16 protein-coding genes are annotated in these 19,773 nt (G+C 46.7%); 7 read left to right on the forward strand and 9 right to left on the reverse strand.

All coding sequences use genetic code 11. The features are described from left to right. Nucleotides 1–598: 598 nt before the first annotated feature. The 8 genes from T426_RS24025 to T426_RS0116105 all read right to left on the reverse strand — a co-directional run bounded on the left by T426_RS24025 (nucleotide 599) and on the right by T426_RS0116105 (nucleotide 11,221). Entirely contained in the window at nucleotides 599–2,662 is a 2,064-nt protein-coding gene (locus T426_RS24025) for a TonB-dependent receptor domain-containing protein (RefSeq protein WP_025864445.1), read from the reverse strand. 339 nt (nucleotides 2,663–3,001) lie between these two features. Continuing rightward, nucleotides 3,002–4,456, reverse strand: coding sequence for a decarboxylating NADP(+)-dependent phosphogluconate dehydrogenase (gene gnd, locus T426_RS0116075; protein WP_027585965.1), 1,455 nt, complete (start codon nucleotides 4,454–4,456; stop codon nucleotides 3,002–3,004). Between the two features lie 38 nt (nucleotides 4,457–4,494). Beyond that, on the reverse strand, nucleotides 4,495–5,619 hold the full coding sequence (gene pdxB, locus T426_RS0116080) for a 4-phosphoerythronate dehydrogenase PdxB (RefSeq protein ID WP_025864446.1): 1,125 nt from the start codon (nucleotides 5,617–5,619) through the stop codon (nucleotides 4,495–4,497). A gap of 53 nt (nucleotides 5,620–5,672) precedes the next feature. After that, on the reverse strand, nucleotides 5,673–6,665 hold the full coding sequence (locus T426_RS0116085; RefSeq protein WP_025864447.1) for a Gfo/Idh/MocA family protein: 993 nt from the start codon (nucleotides 6,663–6,665) through the stop codon (nucleotides 5,673–5,675). Nucleotides 6,666–6,691: 26 nt separating this feature from the next. Beyond that, the gene (locus T426_RS0116090; protein ID WP_025864448.1) at nucleotides 6,692–7,978 is read right to left on the reverse strand and encodes a nickel-dependent putative hexonate epimerase; all 1,287 of its coding nucleotides are present in this window, start codon (nucleotides 7,976–7,978) and stop codon (nucleotides 6,692–6,694) included. Between the two features lie 85 nt (nucleotides 7,979–8,063). Continuing rightward, nucleotides 8,064–9,197, reverse strand: a complete 1,134-nt coding sequence (locus T426_RS0116095) for a sugar kinase (RefSeq protein WP_248622593.1) — start codon at nucleotides 9,195–9,197, stop codon at nucleotides 8,064–8,066. A gap of 16 nt (nucleotides 9,198–9,213) precedes the next feature. Continuing rightward, the gene (locus tag T426_RS0116100; RefSeq protein WP_025864450.1) at nucleotides 9,214–10,065 is read right to left on the reverse strand and encodes an SDR family oxidoreductase; all 852 of its coding nucleotides are present in this window, start codon (nucleotides 10,063–10,065) and stop codon (nucleotides 9,214–9,216) included. A gap of 97 nt (nucleotides 10,066–10,162) precedes the next feature. Further along, nucleotides 10,163–11,221, reverse strand: coding sequence for a LacI family DNA-binding transcriptional regulator (locus T426_RS0116105; protein ID WP_025864451.1), 1,059 nt, complete (start codon nucleotides 11,219–11,221; stop codon nucleotides 10,163–10,165). 211 nt (nucleotides 11,222–11,432) lie between these two features. On the opposite strand from T426_RS0116105, the gene T426_RS0116110 reads away from it, so the two are divergent. Genes T426_RS0116110 through T426_RS0116140 form a run of 7 tightly spaced genes read left to right on the forward strand, consistent with a single transcriptional unit; the run spans nucleotide 11,433 to nucleotide 18,776 of the window. After that, complete coding sequence (locus T426_RS0116110) at nucleotides 11,433–12,680, forward strand: tagaturonate epimerase family protein (protein WP_036984477.1); 1,248 nt, start codon at nucleotides 11,433–11,435, stop codon at nucleotides 12,678–12,680. Nucleotides 12,681–12,692: 12 nt separating this feature from the next. Then, a complete protein-coding gene (uxaC, locus tag T426_RS0116115; RefSeq protein WP_025864453.1) occupies nucleotides 12,693–14,093 on the forward strand; it encodes a glucuronate isomerase in 1,401 nt (466 codons plus the stop codon). 56 nt (nucleotides 14,094–14,149) lie between these two features. Next, complete coding sequence (locus T426_RS0116120; protein ID WP_025864454.1) at nucleotides 14,150–15,187, forward strand: sugar kinase; 1,038 nt, start codon at nucleotides 14,150–14,152, stop codon at nucleotides 15,185–15,187. Nucleotides 15,188–15,220: 33 nt separating this feature from the next. Then, entirely contained in the window at nucleotides 15,221–15,892 is a 672-nt protein-coding gene (locus T426_RS0116125; protein ID WP_025864455.1) for a bifunctional 4-hydroxy-2-oxoglutarate aldolase/2-dehydro-3-deoxy-phosphogluconate aldolase, read from the forward strand. Between the two features lie 35 nt (nucleotides 15,893–15,927). Beyond that, nucleotides 15,928–16,947, forward strand: coding sequence for a TRAP transporter substrate-binding protein (locus tag T426_RS24030; protein ID WP_051538823.1), 1,020 nt, complete (start codon nucleotides 15,928–15,930; stop codon nucleotides 16,945–16,947). Between the two features lie 41 nt (nucleotides 16,948–16,988). Further along, nucleotides 16,989–17,474, forward strand: a complete 486-nt coding sequence (locus tag T426_RS0116135; protein WP_036984478.1) for a TRAP transporter small permease — start codon at nucleotides 16,989–16,991, stop codon at nucleotides 17,472–17,474. Nucleotides 17,475–17,477: 3 nt separating this feature from the next. Beyond that, nucleotides 17,478–18,776, forward strand: coding sequence for a TRAP transporter large permease (locus tag T426_RS0116140; RefSeq protein ID WP_027585966.1), 1,299 nt, complete (start codon nucleotides 17,478–17,480; stop codon nucleotides 18,774–18,776). A gap of 91 nt (nucleotides 18,777–18,867) precedes the next feature. On the opposite strand, the gene galU is transcribed toward T426_RS0116140, so the two are convergent. Further along, nucleotides 18,868–19,734, reverse strand: coding sequence for a UTP--glucose-1-phosphate uridylyltransferase GalU (galU, locus tag T426_RS0116145; protein ID WP_025864458.1), 867 nt, complete (start codon nucleotides 19,732–19,734; stop codon nucleotides 18,868–18,870). Nucleotides 19,735–19,773: the final 39 nt, after the last annotated feature.

Below are 19,773 nucleotides of genomic sequence, written 5' to 3' on the forward strand. Positions count from 1 at the left end.
CATCTGGCGGAGCACGCTGAATGACTGAAAGTGGCTCAACAGATGGTGACGAAGCGCCTTTAGTAACCGGGATCACTTTGTCAAATCGTGATGAATTACCTCTGGCAACTCAGGCGCTTCATTTCAATCGAATGAAGCACTCGTATCTGTCCAGACTGTTCGTGCACGCTGCATGAAGTGCTCGTATTTGTACAAGACGTTTGTGCACGCTGCACGGAATGCTGGTATGTGTACGGGACGCTCATGCGCACCGCTTGAAGTGCTCATATTGATGCAGGCTGTTCATGCACGCGGGATGAAGTGTCTTTATGTATCCAGACTGTTCTTGCACGCTGCATGAAGCGATCGTATTTGTACAAGACGTTTGTATGCGCTGCACGGAATGCTGGTATGTGTACGGGACGCTCATGCACGCTGCTGAAGTGCGTCAGTTTCGGGAAGATACTTGTCACGCAGCAACGGATACCTCCCGGAAAGCCAGGTACTTTATCTGATGACGGTGGAGTATCTCTGTGGGCTGTAAGGATGTCATCCCCCCGAGGGATGACATCCTTTAATCAGTATTGGTAAAATCTTACAATTGTAGCGGATTAATCCTTTATAGGGTGACCCTAAGCCCGATATGGAAGCTTCTCCCCGGTTCGTAGTAGAGATTTCCGGTTTCGGCTCCCCTGTTTTTATAGGCCCGGCTCAGGTGTTCCACATAGTTTACATCGAAAATATTGGTGACCGAAGCGTTGATGCTGACTGCTTTTACAGGGCTGTACGAAAAATCCCAGTCGAATACCGAGAAGCCGGGCGTTGTGCTTTCGGCAAAGGTTTTCGAAACCCGGTTTTGGTCGGCAGCAAAGCGACCATGGAGGCGCGTTTGCACTTTTTTAGTTTCGAAAGCGATAAAGCTGTTGACCGTAAACGGCGGTATCTCCGGAAGTGGCTCGTTAAGCGTACTGTTCTGCGCATAGGTGTAAGCAGCCGACAAGGAATAGGTAAAATTGTTCAGGAACCTCACTTCAGCTCCGGCTTCGAAACCGGTCATAAAAGCCTTATCGATATTGGTAAACACTTTGGTCCCGTAAGGCGGGTTGCACGCCATAAACTTTTTATGAATCGAAGTGTCCAGCTTCGCGCTGATGTAGTTGGTTAAATATGAATAAAAGGCATCGCCGTAGACCTTCAGATTATCGCTCTTGTATTCGAGACGCACATCGCTCTGGTGATTGGTTTCCGCTTTCAGATTGGGATTTCCAAGGTATTCGTAGGCATCGGTCCCAATACTGAGGTGGTTGATGAACACTTCGCTCAAATCGGGTGCCCGCTGCGCAATGGCAATGGCCCATTGAAAACTCCAGTCGCGGTTGATGTACCAGTTGAGCCTGCTACTGACCGAAGGAAGGATCTTGGCTTCAGGCTGAACGTCGTTGTTGTATTGTGCTTTGAAATCGTCGGCCGGATCGTTGATTTGGTAAGAAGCCCTGTCTGCACGTAATCCGGATATCCATGAAACACTTTTGCTGATTTCAAATCGGTTTTCAGCAAACAAACCTACATTGTCCTTTTTGCTGTCTTGCCAGATTTTATCAACGGCGTTCATCGGAGATGGCAACGTGACTCCTGTACACGGATTGATGATTACCTTGCGGTTCCGATTGCCCTGTTTGGCAATTTCTTTGAAGTCGGCTCCGGCGTAGAGCGTATTCCGGCTTCCGGTGGTCAGTTTAAATTCGGTTCTTCCGCCATAAACCTGTGCCTTCAGGGGCGACACCGCTTCCACCATTTTCCAGGAAGGCCGCCTTCGTGTTGACATTTGGTGGTCAACCAGTGAAGTGTACAGTTTTACCTTTAAGTTTTTGACGACTTTCGATACATCTGCCAGGTTATAATCCAGCGAGCCGATGGTGCTTTTGTCGAAATCGGCATCCATGGGCAGGCCTGCATATAACACATCGCTGGCTTTACCTTGTCGGAATGCAAGCTGCAGCCTTTGCTTGGCGCTGATGTTCCATCCGGCTTTCAAAGTGTAATCCCACCGGCTGAAAGATGAAGGGATAACAGTTCCGTTGCCGCTTTTGTAGCTTCCGTAATCTTTGTACCCGGCATTCATCAGGAAGTCGAACTTTTTTCCTGCATAAAGCGAATTGATATTCCCGTAGTAATTGTTCCCGTTCGACTGGTAGCCAAGGTCGATTTTCGTATCAACTGGTCTATTGGGATGGTATACCGGTCGCTTGCTGACAATATTGATCAGTCCCCCGAACGACTGGTACCTCATGTCGTAAGGGCCTTTTACCACCTCTATTTTTTCAATATCCTCGGGTGAGATTTGAGAAATCGCCGGGTCCATGCGGTTGGGGCAGGCATTAGCCGAATTCACACCGCCGTCGAATTGAACATTTAGTTGGCTGTATTTGAACCCCCGGAGAACCGGGTCCATTCCGTAATTCCCCTTTTTAATAATTCCAAATCCACTCTGGTTTCTGAAAATCGCCCCTACATCGTGAGGACTTTCAATTTGAATGGATTTTAAGTCGATATCGGTTCCCTTTAGGTTTTGCTGAGAGACAACAAGGACTTCTTCAATGGCAATGGTGTCAGGTTGGGTTTGAGCGTGGATAGTTGCAATACCAATAAGCAGAAATACTGCAACCAGGTACATTTTTTTCATAAGAATAATTGATGAATAATATTAGTTGAAAAATCAGGGTAACTTTGATGCCCTAGTAATGTCATTTGGCGCCAAAATGTTCATGACGTTGCGTGAAATTTCTGTATATCGGCAAATCGTTCACGTCAGGGATTGAAATGGTGAGGTTGTTTCGACCGCAATAGCGTTGTGATTCATCAGGGGAGAACAACAGAAACTCTTTTAACGATAGAAACAACAGAAACCGTAAATCCATCCTGAAACCAGTCTAATGTCTCTCATCTAGTATCTAACATTTTCCCACAAAAAAATCCCGGAAAGAGACTTCTTCCCGGGATGAATATGTTTGATTATCGTGTTTTACACGTTGTAAGTCGACGATGCAGTGTCGCCACCGTGACCAGTCCAGTTGGTGTGGAAGAACTCGCCACGTGGTTTGTCAACACGCTCGTAGGTGTGTGCTCCGAAGTAGTCGCGTTGTGCCTGCAACAGGTTGGCGGGCAAACGCTCACTGCGGAAACCGTCGAAATAGTTCAGGGCAGTGGTCATAGCCGGGGCGGGTACGCCGTTCATCACAGCGGTTGCTACCACACGGCGCCATCCTTCCTGGGCGGCTTCAATTTTTCCTTTGAAGAAGTCGTCGAGCAGGAGGTTCTCCAAATCACCGTTCTTGTCGTATGCTTTCTTGATATCGCCCAGGAATTTCGACCGGATGATACATCCACCGCGCCACATCAGGGCAATGCCTCCGTAGTTGAGGTTCCAGTTGTGCTCTTTGGCTGCCTCGCGCATCAGGTCATAACCTTGTGCATAGGAGATGATTTTGGCTCCGTACAACGCATCTTTCAAATCTTTCAGGAACTGCTCACGGTCGCCTTCAAAGTTGGCTTTCGGTCCGCTCAGCGCTTTCGATGCGGTGACACGCAAATCTTTTTGTGCCGAGAGGCAGCGGGCAAATACAGCCTCGCCAATCAAAGTCAACGGAATGCCTAAATCGAGTGCCGAAATTCCGGTCCATTTTCCGGTACCTTTCTGTCCGGCGGTATCGAGAATTTTCTCTACCAGCGGATCTCCCTGCTCATCGCGGTAGCCGAGAATATCGCGGGTAATTTCGATGAGGTAACTGTCCAGATCGCCTTTGTTCCACTCGGCAAATACGTCGTGCATTTCGTCGTAGTTCATGCCCAGCAGGTCTTTCATAATCTGGTACGCCTCGGTAATGATCTGCATGTCGCCGTATTCAATACCGTTGTGCACCATTTTCACAAAGTGACCGGCACCATTTTCACCTACCCAGTCACAGCAAGGCGTTCCGTCTTCTACCTTGGCGGCAATCGACTGGAAAATGTTCTTCACAAACGGCCATGCTTCGGGCGTTCCACCGGGCATCATCGACGGGCCGTGCAGGGCACCTTCTTCGCCGCCGGAAACGCCTGTTCCAATGTAGCGCAATCCTTTGCTTTCGACATATTCGGTGCGACGCATGGTGTCGGGGAAGTGCGAGTTACCACCATCGATGATGATGTCACCTTCTTCCAGGTGTGGAATGATTTGCTCAATTAATGCATCAACCGGATTACCTGCTTTTACCAGCATCATCACCTTGCGCGGGCGCTCCAGGTTGGCTGTCAACTCTTCGATGGTGTGGCAGCCGATGAAATTTTTCCCGGCGCCGCGGCCATTCATGAATTTATCTACTTTTTCGGTGGTACGGTTATATACAGCAACAGTAAAACCTTTGCTTTCCATATTGAGCACGAGGTTTTCGCCCATTACTGCGAGGCCGATGAGGCCAATGTCTGCTTTTTCTTTCATGTGTTTTTATGTTTTGAATACGATTAAAGTGCTTTTATTTATGTCGTTTTAAAACCGAACGTTTTAAGTTGTTCCATTGTTTCCGGCGAACTGTTAAGAAGCGTTATCTGGTATACCGGGAATTCGCGGCGGACCGGATAGTCGCCCCGTTGTTTCTCAAAGCTTTCCGGCGAAAGCCGCAACCGTTTATCATCCTCGTGAATGTCATAAGTTTTCAAAACAGCTTCTTTCAAAACTTCTTCGGTACTTTTACCAGATTCCTCGATGGTGATTTCGGTCGATGCCGGAAGCTCCACATTTTGGCAGGTCCAGTCGTCAATGCCTAGACCGAAAATGCGGCTAACAGCCTGTACACTCATGGCGGTACCGTTGGCTTTCCCGTCTTTGGAATAACCAGCGATGTGCGGTGTGGCGATGTCAACCCTATCGAGCAATTCGCGGTCGATGTCGGGTTCATTCTCCCAGCAGTCGATTACCGCACCGGCTATTTGGTCAGCTTGAAATGCTTTTTTCAGCGCTTCAGTTTCCACTACTTCGCCGCGGCACGAGTTGATGACGAATGGTTTCTTTTTCGCTTTCGCGAAGAAGGCGTCATCGGCCAGGTGAAAAGTTTTGTCTTCACCGGTCATGTTTAGCGGTACATGCAGTGTGATGATATCGCTTTGTTCCAGAATCTCGTCCAGCGATACGAAGTCCCCTTTTCCTTCCGCTCGTTCGCGGGGCGGGTCGTTCAGCAAAATCTTCATGCCGTACGCTTCAGCAATGCGGGTCACTTTCTTGCCGACATTTCCGACGCCGACAATGCCAATGGTTTTTCCGCTTAGCGAAAAGTTGTGTTTGTGACTAAGAACTGCCAACGCTGAACTAATGTACTGTTCCACCGAGCCCGAGTTACAGCCCGGGGCGTTGGTCCATTTAATGCCAGCCTCGCGGCAGTATTCAGTATCGATGTGGTCGAACCCGATGGTTGCCGTGGCAATAAATTTTACGTTGGAACCTTCCAGCAGTTGCCGGTTGCATTTGGTGCGTGTCCGGGTAATCAGCGCATCGGCATCTTTCACTACTTCCGGAGTTGTTTGGCTTCCCGGCAGGTAAACCACTTCGGCAAATGGTTCCAGTGCCCCTTTGATATAGGGTATCTTATCGTCAATTATAATTTTCATCGTTGCTTCACTTTTGTGTGAATAACAGGTTAATCGGGTTACGGGTTCGCTGGTTATTTGCCGGAATAAAAGTTGCTGACCATTTTGTCCATAGCGCGACTGGTTCGTGCAGCGCTTTCTCCAGTCGACGCTGCTTTTCCGCTACCGCGAAGTTCGTCCACAATGGTTTGTAGCAAATTTTGCTGAACGTGATCCGGGGCAGGGAAAGGGAATTCTTGCTTCCCGGATGCCGTCTCGATGATAACCGGCGTAAACTCAAAAGTCGACAACCGGATGTTTCCGGTACTGCCGATAATTTCGATTTCGTCGAGCGTCTTCTGCTCTGAAGTGGTGAAGCACCACGTTCCGGTTCCGGCCACACCTGTTTCGTGCAACCAGTTGCCCAGGACCATATCTTCTGCGGGATAGGCTTTAGCCTGGTTGAATGCTTGTCCGCGTACATCGCGGATAGGACCAAACCAATCGTCGAGAATATCAAGTTGATGCGCTGCTAAATCGAGGAACAAACCTCCGCCGGCTATTTCAGGGATGACTCGCCACGGCAGATTTCCCTCGCTGTATTCTTCTTCGTGAAAAGTCCGGTAAAAGCGAATGTTGACTAACCGCACATCGCCAATGGCTTTGGCCTCCAACAATTCTTTCACTTTCAGAAATCCGGGTAACCGGCGACGATAATAGGCAACAAATAGCGGCATTCCGGTCTCCTTCGAAACGTGGTTCATCTCTTCACATTCCTGAAAGTTGAGGGCCATCGGCTTTTCTACATAAACCGGTTTTCCGGCTTTCATGGCCTGTATGGCATATTTAGCATGCGTCTCGGGCGGAGTTGCCACATAAACGGCATTCACTTCCGGATCATTGATGAGTGCATCCGCATCGCTATACCATTTGGGCACATTATGTCGCTTCGCATAATCTTCCGCCTTTTCGGCCGAACGGCGCATCACTGCGACCAACCTGGAGTGCTCAATCTTTTGCAGTGCCGGACCACTTTTGACTTCCGTCACTTTTCCGCATCCGATAATTCCCCACTTGATTTCTTCCATGACTGTTTTTGCTTGGCAATTTGTAATTAATCCTTGAACCGGTCTTTGTAAGCCCATAGTCCCAGCGCCGGGTTCGAGATGTAAAAAATTTCTTCGCCGTTAGGCAACTGGTTCCATCCGTCTTTTAACTGATGAGGATCGTATATCTGAATCATTTCATCCAGATCTTTGTATTGGAATCCCACACTTTCAATCTCTTCGCGGGTCAGGTTTTCCTGGTTATTTCCCGGGCAGTAGGTAATGGTGAATCTGCCTTCGGAACTACCGTGAATGAGGTGTGCTGCGGCACTGAGGTTCTTTCGTAGCTCAGAGTTTTTCTCAACCATTTCCAGGGTGTGTGGAGTGCCGTGATAACCGTATTTCCTAATCAGTTTGTCAATTTCCGGGTCTTCGCCGAATTCTTTCAGGGCTGGAGCCAGAACGACTAACTCGGCATCGTCGGCCAATGCCATCCGGGTACGGTAAACCGCTTTATTGCCCAACCATGTCGATTTGAATTCGGTAGGGTCTAGATAAACAACTGCTTTTTTGATGGGCTTGTCGAGCATCTCGAAATTGACTTTCACCGAAAGGGCTGCGGCTTTGTCGAAGGCTTCAAAATCGTCGCCAATGAACAGGCCGCGAACTTTCAGCTTACCATCGCCGTCGGCTTCCACCACAGTTAAAACGTAGAGGATGGGCAATTCGGATGCGACTTTTTCGCTGGCGTAGTTAAACACGCGGCGTACCGGTGTGTCAGAGCGTCCCATCATTTTTTCCATGCCGTAAACGGCCCCGAGGAAATGGCTCTTGTTGATTCCTTCTGCTCCTCCGGTTCCAACAAAAATATTCTTGTTGTAGTTGGCCATACCGACTACTTCATGAGGAACGACCTGTCCAACGGAGAGAATCAAATCGTGGCCGCCGTCGCGCAGTAATTTGTTCACCTGCACCGGCCACGCATAATCAATGGCTCCTTTGGACACTTCCTTCACATATTCACCGGGAACTTCGCCTAAGGTAACCACGTCGTTTCGCCAGTCGTGCTCACGAAACAGTTCCATCGGAGTGCGGCCGAACATGTGACTGATTTGCTTTTCAGTCATGGGACTGTGCGTGCCCAAAGCCGGAAGTATATCGGTGAGTTTGTCACCGTAATATTGCCAGGCAAATTCGGTCAACTCACCGGCGTGTGACGGATATCGGGTATAGTCTGGCGGAATGGCCAGCACTTTACCGACATCCCCGATTTTATCAAGCGCCGTAAACAGGCCTTCCTGCAGGTCAACTGCACTCAATTCCTGTTCGGGCGATCCTGTTTCGTAGTAAATCATGTTTTTTATTTAAGGCTCAGGCGAAGGCAGAGGCACAGCACAGTACCAGACCTAAGCAGATTATTTTTCATGAGAATAAATCGAGTCATCTCTTAACTCTCGCATTCCCTTCCCAAATACTCCAAACCATCTCTTCATCGGCAGGCTGAGCGTAATCCGTCAGGAATGTCGTGGCTAATGCACCGGTAGCCCATCCAAACTGCGGCCATTTTTCGGCTTCCCAACCTTTCAGGATACCATATAACAGACCACCAACAAAACCGTCGCCACCGCCAATACGGTCGAGTACGTTGATTTTTCGTGGCTCGATGATTTGCCATTCGTTGCCGGCCAGCATGACAGCTCCCCACAGGTGTTCGTTCGTGCTGACTACCTGACGGAGAGTTGTAGCGAATACCGATGCATTCGGGAATGATTTTTTTACATTCGAAATCAAACCTTTGAAGCCTTCAATTTCAGCTTCGATTCCCTGACCGCCGGCTTCCGGACCTTCGATACCAAAGCAGAGCTGAAAATCTTCTTCATTCCCGATGAGGATATCGGCTACAGAGGCAATTTCTGTAAAGTTTTTACGCAACTCTTCGGCCCGGCCTTTCCAGAAGGAAGCTCGGTAATTTAAATCGAAAGAGATGCGGGTTCCGTGTTTTTTTGCAGCACGGGCAATCTCCAGACAGAAAGCGCTGGTTTCGGGTGAAAGGGCGGCAATTAATCCCGATAGGTGAACGATTTGAACACCTTCCTCACCAAAAATGCGTTCCAAATCAAAATCCTTTACATTCAGGGTACGGCCTACTTCACCGGACCGATCGTTCTGAACACGTGGTCCGCGGGAACCGTAACCGCTGTCGGCAATGTTAAACTGGTGACGGTATCCCCATGGATCGCCCTGAGCTACTTCCGGCCCTTCGTAATCCATGTGCCGGCTTTTCAGGTTGCTTTTAATGAATTTGGCAATCGGACTTCCTTTTACGAACGTGGTTAGGACTTTTACGGGTAATCCCAGGTATGAAGCAATGCTGGCCACATTGGTTTCGGCGCTGGTAGCCTGCATTTCGAACAGGTGACTACTATGTACCGGTTGTCCGTTTACCGGCGTAATGCGCACGCCCATGCTGGTTGGAACCAGCAATGAATATTGACAATTTTGTTTTAGTTGAAGATCCATTACGTGTGGTTCGTTTTGGGATGATTGGTTGTTTATCATCCAATCATCAGTCATTCATAATTTAATTTTCTTATACGCCGCTGTACGCGTTAAATCCTCCATCAACGGGAATAACGACTCCTGTTACGAAGGAAGAGAGTTCCGAAAGCAGGAACAATACAGTACCCTGAAGATCTTCCGGTTCACCGAATTTTCCCATGGGGGTGTTGGTGACAATCTTTTGCCCGCGTTGTGAATAATCACCGGTTTTTTCATCCAGTACCAGGAAGCGGTTTTGGTTGGTGATGAAAAAGCCAGGAGCTACTGCATTCACCCGGATGCCCATTTTTGCCAAATGAACTGCGAGCCATTCGGTAAAGTTATTTACTGAAGCTTTGGCTGCCGAGTAGGCTGGTATTTTCGTTAAGGGGTGATAGGCATTCATCGACGAGATATTCAGCACTACGCCTGATTTTTTCTGTAGCATATCGCGTGTGAAAACCATGGTAGGTAACACCGTTCCCTTGAAGTTGAGTGAAAATACCTTGTCGAATCCTTCCATTTCGAGTCCGTAAAAGGTATTTTTCAGATTATCCAGGTCAGTATCCTGCATTTGTTCCACGCTGGTAGTTGCCTGCGGAGAATTTCCACCGGCACCGTTGATCAAAATATCGATGGGGCCCAGTTTCTCAATAATGACTTCTCTAGCTGATTCCAATTCCGATTTATCGAGCACATTGGCTTTCACACCAATAATTGTTGCGCCGGTATTTGCAGCCACGTCACTGGCGACCTCTTTTGCTCGTTCTTCATTATAATCGACAATGGCAACTTTTACCCCAACCGATGCCAGTGCGTAAACAATGACATTTCCAATTACACCGGCTCCACCTGTGATGGCACACACTTTCCCGTGAAGGTCGTCGAACGTAAAATTTTTCATGAATTTATATTTCTTGGTTAGTAGCACCTTCATTTGAAATCATTATCGGTGCCCGGTTACATATAAATATTCTGCTTCTTAGGAGAATTGTTGCGGATTAAACCGCGCTGTAATACTGCAGATTCTCCCGGGTAATGATATCGATGGAAGTGAAATTCTCCTTTTCCACCGGCTGTTTTCTCAGCACATTGTCAAACAAAGCATTTAGTGCCCGGTATCCCTGTTCTTCCGGATTCTGACAAAGGAGGAAATCGATGGCTTCTTTTTCCAGCATTTTCACATTGGGCGGAATCAGGTCGTAGCCCACAATCCGCGGATGCAAATTCAGCGAGGCAAAATAACCGGCAATCAAGTGTACCCGCGAATTGGTTACATAAATGCAATCAACTTTTTCGGGGCATAAGCTTTTGGCAGCCATTTGCTCTTTCAACTCTGTTTCACTTTCCTGAATCTCTATTTTGATAATATTCTGTTGAATCGATTTCTCGTTGAAAAAGTCATAAAATCCTTGCTCGCGCTGGTGCAGATGATTCTGGTTGTCCAGCTCGCGACCTATGTGAACCAACAAAAATATTCTCTCTTCCGGCAAACCATAATTGAGTAACTTTGCAGCTAAATGCCCACTTTGAAAGGAGTTTTGTCCTATGAAACTCACCGGGTTGGTGTCCTTGAGATTGGAATCGATATATACATAGGGAATTCCCAATGCATCGAGTTTCGATGTGAATGATTTGGCTTCGCGGCTTATCCAGGGAGCGAGCAATACACCAGCCGGCGGATTTTCCAGGATTTTGGCGGTATTTTCAGTAAACGATGCAGCTCCCTCGGTATCGAAAAGAAAGAGTTCCAATTTCACGCCAAATTGAGTTAGCTCGTCGGCAGAGCGTTTAATGCCTGACATCGGCCGCGTCCAATATGAATCTCCCGATGGCGCTTTGGGTACCAAAACTGCAAATACGGTCTCTTTTTTTGATGCCAGGGTGCTGGCCAAAAAATTAGGACGATAATCCAAATCATTAACAATGGCCAGAATCTTTTCTTTGGTAGCGGCCGAAACTTCACCACGGTTGTGTAATACCCGGTCAACTGTACCAATAGATACACCTGCTTTTTCCGCAATGTCTTTTATGCGGATTATTTTTCGTTCCTGTTTGATAAGGCAAAAATTTTAAGGTTCAATGTTCAGTTCAACAAACAAATCTATGAAAAAAAAGATTTATCGTGTACGATAACGGATTAAAACTATTTTAAAACATAAAAAGGCGATCTAATCGGGTTTTAAATTTTGAGTTCGAAAAAAAGTTACTACTTTCGTGAACGAACACGGAAAATACATCCTGTTTAATATATTTGAAAACTAGCTGATTATGAAATTGGGAAAATATAGCTTTGGTATTGGTGATCGGTTCGCCAAAGAGGGTGAAGCTCAGCTTCGGGCCATCCTGAAAGCGCAAAATGCGGGCATCGATATTAGCCCGGTTTGGAATAAGTCCAATCGAGAGCATTCCATCGTTCATTCAAAACCGGAAGACACCCGGAAAGAAGCTGACGCAGCTGTGGCAGCTTTGGGTTATCAGGGAGCGTATTTTGTCGATGCTGACCATATTGGACTGGGAAACGTTGAGGGATTTCTTGAATCGTCCAACTTTTTCACACTGGATGTGGCTGCTTTTATTGGCAAGGCCTCTTCCGCTGATGATGTGGATGATTTCCTGGATGCCTGCGAAAAGTACAAAGGGGAATGGCAAATTCCCGGCATTGATTCTCCGTTCAAAGTGGATGAAGAGTTTTTGAGGGAAATGGCCGACCGTTTCCTTGCAGCCATTGCTGAAGCAGGAAATATTTACCGGTTCATTAAAGCGCGTAAAAAGGGCAATGACTTTATTACCGAAATTTCGATGGATGAGGTGGAAGCTCCGCAAACACCTATCGAGATGTTCTTCATCCTGAAAATAATTGCTGACGAAGGTATTCCTGTGCAAACGATTGCCCCTAAGTTTACAGGGCGTTTTAATAAAGGTGTCGATTATGTGGGCGATGTGAAACAGTTTGCCCGCGAGTTTGAAGAAGATGTTCTGGTGATCGACTTTGCTGTGAAAGAATTCGGTCTTCCTGAAACCTTGAAATTGAGTGTGCATTCTGGCTCCGACAAGTTCTCTATCTATCCGGTGATGGCTGAAATCATCAGGAAATATGATAAGGGATTACATGTAAAAACTGCCGGAACTACCTGGTTAGAAGAGGTGATTGGTCTGGCGCTGGCTGGCGGAGAAGCATTGGTACTGGCAAAGAACATTTATAAAAAAGCCTTGGAGCGCAAGGATGAGTTGTGTGCACCTTATGCCGATGTGATCGACATTGATGAAAAGTTGCTGCCATCGGTATCCGAAGTGGACAACTGGAGCAGCGAGCAATATGCTAACGCGTTGAGACATATCCCCGGTCACGCTGAATATAACCCGGGATTTCGCCAGTTGATACATGTTGGATACAAAGTTGCGGCTGAATATGGTGAGACCTATACAGGCCTTATCGAGAAGCATAAAGAACTGGTGGGGAGTTGTGTCGAGGAAAACCTGTTCGAACGCCACCTGAAAAGACTGTTTAATTTGTAAAGAGAGTATTGTATGAAACCTTTTCTTGGGGACGATTTTTTGTTACAAACCGATACTGCAAGACAATTATATCACGAACATGCGGCTAAAATGCCCATCTTCGATTACCACTGTCATATTTCTCCAAAGGAAATTGCTGAGAATAAATCATTTCGTAACCTAACGGAAATCTGGTTGGCAGGCGATCATTATAAATGGCGTGCCATGCGCACCAATGGTGTAGATGAGCGTTTCTGCACGGGTGACGCAACCGATGAGGAAAAATTTATGAAGTGGGCGGAGACCGTGCCGCATACTTTACGTAATCCACTATATCATTGGACGCATTTGGAATTGAAAAAGCCTTTCGGGATTAATAAAATTCTGAATCCGAATACGGCGCAGGAAATCTGGGACGAAGCCAATGATAAGCTGAATACGCCGGACTTTTCCTGTCGTGGAATTATCCGGAAAGCCAATGTGCACACCATTTGCACGACGGACGATCCGGTTGATTCATTGGAATATCACCGGCAAATCAAAGAAGATGGTTTTGAGGTGAATGTGTTGCCGGCCTGGCGCCCGGATAAGGCAATGGCTATCGAAAATTCTGAAGCTTTCAATGCATATATCGATCAACTTTCGGCGGTTGCCGGAATGGATGTCTCAACCTTCGACCAGTTGATGGAAGCGCTGGATAAACGTCATGCTTTCTTCCATGAAAATGGATGTCGCTTATCGGATCATGGACTGGAAACGCTCTACGCTGAGCCATATACAAACGCCGAAATTGCGGCAATTTTCAGCAAAGTACGCGGAGGTGGAAAAGTCAACCAGGAAGAGCTGCTGAAATTCCGTTCGTCCATGTTGTATGAATTTGCTGCTATGGATCACAAGCGTGGTTGGACGCAACAATACCATTTGGGCGCAATGCGTAACAATAACCGCCGTTTGTTTGAGAATTTGGGACCAGATACTGGCTTCGATTCCATCGGCGATTATTCGCTGGCAACTCCCATGTCTCGCTTCTTTGATCGCCTCGATTATGAAGGAAAACTCACGCAAACCATTCTGTATAATTTAAATCCACGCGATAACGAGGTTATAGCTACCATGCTGGGAAATTTTCAGGACGGTTCTGTACCCGGAAAATTCCAATTTGGTTCGGGATGGTGGTTCCTCGACCAGAAAGACGGTATGACCAAACAAATGAATGCTTTGTCGAATCTTGGATTACTGAGCCGTTTTGTCGGTATGTTAACTGATTCCAGGAGCTTTCTGTCGTACAGCCGGCACGAATATTTCCGTCGCATCTTGTGTAACCTGCTCGGAAATGATGTGGAAAACGGTGAAATGCCGGCTGATATGGAATTGCTTGGGCAGATGGTGGAGAATATTAGTTTTAACAACGCAGTGAATTATTTCCGCTTTTAGCAAGAAAATACAAACCAAAAAATATTAACCAATACAAGAATAAAAGTTGCTTAACGATGGATAATAAAGTGGTCACTTTTGGTGAGATCATGTTGAGATTGGCTACTCCCGGATATCTGCGGTTTAGCCAGGCGAAGGAGTTTACGGCCACCTTTGGAGGGGGCGAGGCAAACGTAGCTGTTTCGCTGGCAAACTACGGCATCTCGGTTGATTTTGTGAGTCGCTTGCCCAAAAACGATATTGGGAAAGCGTGCCTGATGGATTTGCAGAAATATGGCGTTGGCGTCAACAAAATGATTTGGGGAGGAGAGCGTCTGGGAATATACTTCCTCGAAACAGGTGCTGTTAGCCGCGCTTCGAAAGTGGTTTATGACCGGGCACATTCGGCCATTTCTGAAATTGAGCCGGGAATGATCAATTGGGAAGAAGTGCTGAAAGATGCACGATGGTTTCACTGGACCGGGATTACGCCGGCTATCTCGCAGGGAGCTGCCGATGTGTTAGCCGAAGGAATTGCGAAAGCCAACGAAATGGGTGTAACCGTTTCGTGTGATTTGAACTACCGGAAAAATCTCTGGAAATACGGAAAAACAGCCGGGGAAGTGATGCCGGATTTGGTGGCAGGTACTGATGTTGTTCTGGGAAATGAAGAGGACGCTGAAATGGTTTTGGGGCTCAAACCCGAAGGTGTTGATGTAACCGGAGGTCATGTTTCCGGAGCAGCTTACGAATCGGTGTCCAAACAAATCATGGCACAATTTCCGCGAGTGAAAAAGGTGATTACCACGCTGCGCGGTTCTGTTAGCGCGAATCATAACAGTTGGTCGGGAGTGCTATGGAATGGGAAAGAGCTATTCGAAGCACCAACCTACCAGATAACACACATTGTCGACCGTGTTGGTGGTGGTGATTCATTCATGGGAGGCTTGATTTATGGCCTGCTGACCTGGCCGGAAGATGAACAAAAAGTATTGAACTTCGCGGTAGCTGCTTCTTGCCTGAAGCATACGATTTATGGCGATTATAACCAGGTGACCGTTGAGGAAGTGATGAAGCTGATGTCGGGTGATGCTTCAGGTCGTGTATCCCGGTAGGAATTAGAAATACAAGGAAATTAAAAGATAGAAATGGCTAGATTTTCAAGGATTGAAGTTGCGCTGAAAATGAAGGAAACTGGAATTATTCCGGTTTTTTTCCATTCGGATGCGGGCGTGTGTAAACATGTATTGAAGGCTTGTTACGATGGTGGCGTACGGGTTTTTGAATTTACCAACCGCGGTGATTTTGCACACGAAGTATTTGCTGAACTGAATCATTGGGCCGCTGCAGAAATGCCCGATATGATATTGGGCGTTGGTTCCGTTGTGGATGCAGGAACAGCTTCCCTCTACATTCAGCTGGGAGCTAGTTTTATTGTGTCTCCTATTCTGAATCACGATATGGCGAAGGTGTGTAACCGCCGGAAAATTCTCTGGTCTCCGGGTTGTGGATCGTTAACCGAAATCAACCAGGCGGAGGAATATGGTGCTGAAATCTGTAAGATTTTCCCGGGTGCACAGGTGGGCGGCCCCTCGTTTGTGAAGGCGATAAAAGGCCCGTGCCCATGGACAAGCCTGATGCCGACAGGTGGTGTTGAGCCTACCGAAGAAAGCCTGAAAGCCTGGTTTGGTGCCGGTGTCACTTGCGTGGGAATGGGATCGCAACTGATAACGAAAGAAATTATTCACAAAGGAAATTATTCGGAATTAACGAATAAAGTAAAGCAGGTATTTGAAATACTGGATGAAATCAGGGAGTGAGGCACCGGCTTTTTTTCTTTTGAAAACCAATAATCATGATAAAATCCAAACCAATATTTTCCTTTCTGCTGCTGATAGGATTATTCATTTTTTCGTCGTGCCAGCAACATCAGAAAGTGACAGTACTGAAACTGGGGCACAGTTTAGCTCCGACGAATTCGGTACATAAAGCGATGGTTTACATGGATAAGCGGTTGCAGAAGTTATCCGGCGGCACCATGAAAATCGAAATCTATCCTTCCAGTCAGTTGGGAGGAGAGAGCCAGTGTCTGGAGCTTTTGCAGATTGGCTCACTGGCGATGACCAAAGTTTCGGCTGCCGCACTCGAAGGTTTTGCGCCGGAATTTCAGATACTTAGTCTTCCATACATTTTTAGGGATAAGGTACATGCATTCAAGGTCCTTGATGGTCCGATTGGAAAGGGAATGTTGAAGCAGGCCCAGAAGTTTTGGCTGCGTGGCTTGTGCTATTATGATGCCGGAAGTCGTTCCTTTTACACGAAGAATACCCCGATTTATTCTCCCGCTGATTTGAAGGGGCTAAAAATCAGGGTGATGAAAAGTAATACGGCGGTGGAGATGGTGAAGCGTCTGGGCGGTTCTCCCACACCTATTTCGTTTGGAGAATTATACACGGCCTTGCAGGGCGGTGTGGTGGATGGGGCAGAGAACAATCCACCCAGTTTCTATCTCTCGCATCACTACGATGTATGTAAATATTACTCGCTTGACGAGCATACCATGGTTCCCGATGTACTGCTTATCAGTACAATTGTATGGAATAAACTGACACCTCAACAGCAAAAATGGCTGCAGGAAGCGGCGAATGAATCGGTTCCTGTTCAGCGTAAGCTTTGGGCCGAATCGGTAAAGAAGAGCCTGGAAGCGGTAAAAAAAGCCGGGGTGAAAATTATCCATCCGGATAAACAGCCTTTTATAGATAAAGTGAAAGGTATGTACGAAGATTATCGCAACGATTCAACTTTGTATTCACTGATTAAGCGGATTCAGGCTGTTGATAAAATGGATTTATCAGGAACTGATAATGGAAAATAGTTTTTCCGGCAGTAGATATTTCATGACTAAATGTACTCGAAATGAAATTGCGAAGAATTATAGATAAAATGCTGGAACGGGCAGTAATCATCCTAATGGGAATACTTGTATTGGATGTGCTCTGGCAAGTGGCCAGCCGTTATGTTTTTCAAAATCCCAGTTCTTTTACCGATGAACTTGCCGGATTCCTGCTTATTTGGGTTGGATTGCTTGGCGCTGCCTGGGCCGCAGGAATGAAGCACCATCTGGCAATCGATTTGCTCGCTCAGAAATTTTCCCCTGCCCGTAGACGGTATCTCGATATTTTGATTAATCTGCTAGTGATGCTATTTGCCCTTTCGGTGATGGTAATTGGAGGAATATGGCTGGTATACACTCGTTTCTATCTAGGACAAACATCAGCTGCCATGCAGATTCCTATAGGGTATGTATACATGGTTGTACCGTTGAGTGGATTCCTCATCAGTTACTTTAGCATAGATGAGATTGTCCGGCTGATTAAAAATCCTAACGCTGATAATATTTGATTCATGGAAACATTAGGAATATTCGTTCTGGTTATCTCATTCATCATTTTTCTGGCTATTGGTGTGCCGATTGCCTTCAGCATTGGATTGGCAGCCTTGCTTACTCTTCTTCTCAGCGTTGGCGCGTTGCCCGCAGTAACTACTCTTGCTCAGCAGATGGCTACCGGGCTGGATAGTTTTGCCTTGCTGGCGATACCGTTTTTTATATTGGCGGGGCAGCTTATGAACCGGGGAGGAATTGCGATACGATTAATTTCTTTTGCCAAGGTACTGGTTGGACGACTTCCCGGCGGACTTGCATTTGTAAATGTGTTGGCGAATATGCTTTTCGGAGCTATTTCCGGCTCGGCTGCTGCTTCGGCTTCGGCTATTGGTAGTATCATGGGCCCTGAAATGGAAAAATCGGGATATGACAAAAACTTCAGTGCAGCTATTAATATTACCAGTGCCACAACGGGGTTGAGTATTCCGCCAAGCAACATATTGATTGTCTATTCACTGGCTTCGGGAGGAGCCTCGATTACGGCACTCTTCCTTGCGGGATATATACCCGGAATTCTTACCGGGGTAGCGCTCATGATTGTTGGTGCCGTTTTCGCGGTCCGGAAAAAATATCCGCTTTGCGAAAAATATACTTTTCGCCAGAGCGTGAAGATATTCATTCAGGCCATTCCAAGTTTGATGTTGTTGGTGGTTGTGATTGGTGGAATTATCGCTGGCGTTTTTACCGCGACTGAAGCTTCGGCTGTAGCAGTGTTGTACTGTTTTATTTTGGCCATGGCTTACAAGGAAATAAGCCTAAGCGATTTGCCCGGAATTCTGCTGAAATCGGTAGGAACAACAGCGATTGTTCTTTTGTTGGTGGCGACTTCGATGGGACTTTCCTGGGTGATGTCGTATCAGAATATCCCGCAGGGAGTAAGTAACGCGCTGCTTAGTGTTTCGGGTAATCCCATGATTATTTTGCTCATCATCAACTTTATTCTGTTGTTCGTTGGAGTGTTCATGGATATGACACCGGCCGTGTTGATTTTCACACCGATTTTTCTGCCGGTAGTTACCTCGCAGTTGGGAATGGACCCGATTCACTTCGGAATCATTATGGTAATGAACCTTTCGGTAGGACTCTGCACGCCACCTGTTGGTTCGGTACTGTTTATCGGTTGTAGTGTGGCGAATACGAAAATAGAGAATGTTATCAAGCCTTTATTGCCCATGTTTGTCGTGATGATTATCACATTGTTACTCGTTACTTATGTACCGGAATTGAGTTTGTGGTTACCTCACGCATTTGGATTTTAAGATACAGATGATAGATTGATTCATAGAAGGAAAGGGAGGAGCGTAAAAATTGGCTTCTCTCTTTTTCTTTCTGGAAAAATGAAGTCGTCTTTCAGAGTTTGCGAGCCAGTTCTTTTATCCAGATTTTCAGGTTTTCGCCTATGTCTTCCTGCTCCATGCCAAAGAGGACATTGGTTTTAATAAATTCGAGTTTGTCTCCGATATCGAAAAGCTCTCCCTGCAACTTTACGCCAAAGATTTTTTCATTTTGCAGAAGTGCCTGCATGGCATCGGTGATTTGAATCTCATTGTTTTTTCCAGGTGGCGTTTTTTCCAGGTAACTGAAAATTTCGGGCATAAAAATATAGCGGCTGGCGATGGCCAGATTGGAAGGTGCTTCCTGAACCGCAGGTTTTTCAATGAGTTGCTTTGCCTGCCAAATATTGTTCTGTAGATGGGTGCCATCGAAAATGCCGTAACGACTCACCAAATTCCTTTCAACTTCTTCGAGTCCAACCACCGAACTGTTATATTTTTCTGCTACCTCGACAAGTTGGCGGGTAACCGGTATTTTACTGCGAAAAATGGTGTCTCCCAGCAAAACAGCGAAAGGTTCATTACCCACGTGATCGCGGGCGTGCAGAATGGCGTCTCCCAGTCCATTCATCTCTTTTTGCCAGACAAAGTGAATGTTGGCCATGTCGGTGATGCGGCGAATGGCATCGAGCTCTTTGAACTTTTTCTTTTGCTCCAGTAAATGCTCCAGCTCGAACGAACGGTCGAAATGCTCTTCCACGGCCCGTTTTCCACGGCCGATAATCATCAAAATGTCTGTAATTCCTGAAGCGACAGCTTCTTCAACTACATATTGAATAACCGGTGTATCAACTATCGGAATCATCTCTTTGGGCTGCGCTTTGGTGATGGGCAGGAAGCGGGTTCCAAATCCGGCAGCTGGTATAACGGCTTTTCGTATCATGATTCTAATGCTTTTCCGGTTTTATAAATAGAAGGTATC

It is taken from the genome of Prolixibacter bellariivorans ATCC BAA-1284 (assembly GCF_000621705.1).
In the GTDB taxonomy this organism is placed as follows: Bacteria; Bacteroidota; Bacteroidia; order Bacteroidales; family Prolixibacteraceae; genus Prolixibacter; species Prolixibacter bellariivorans.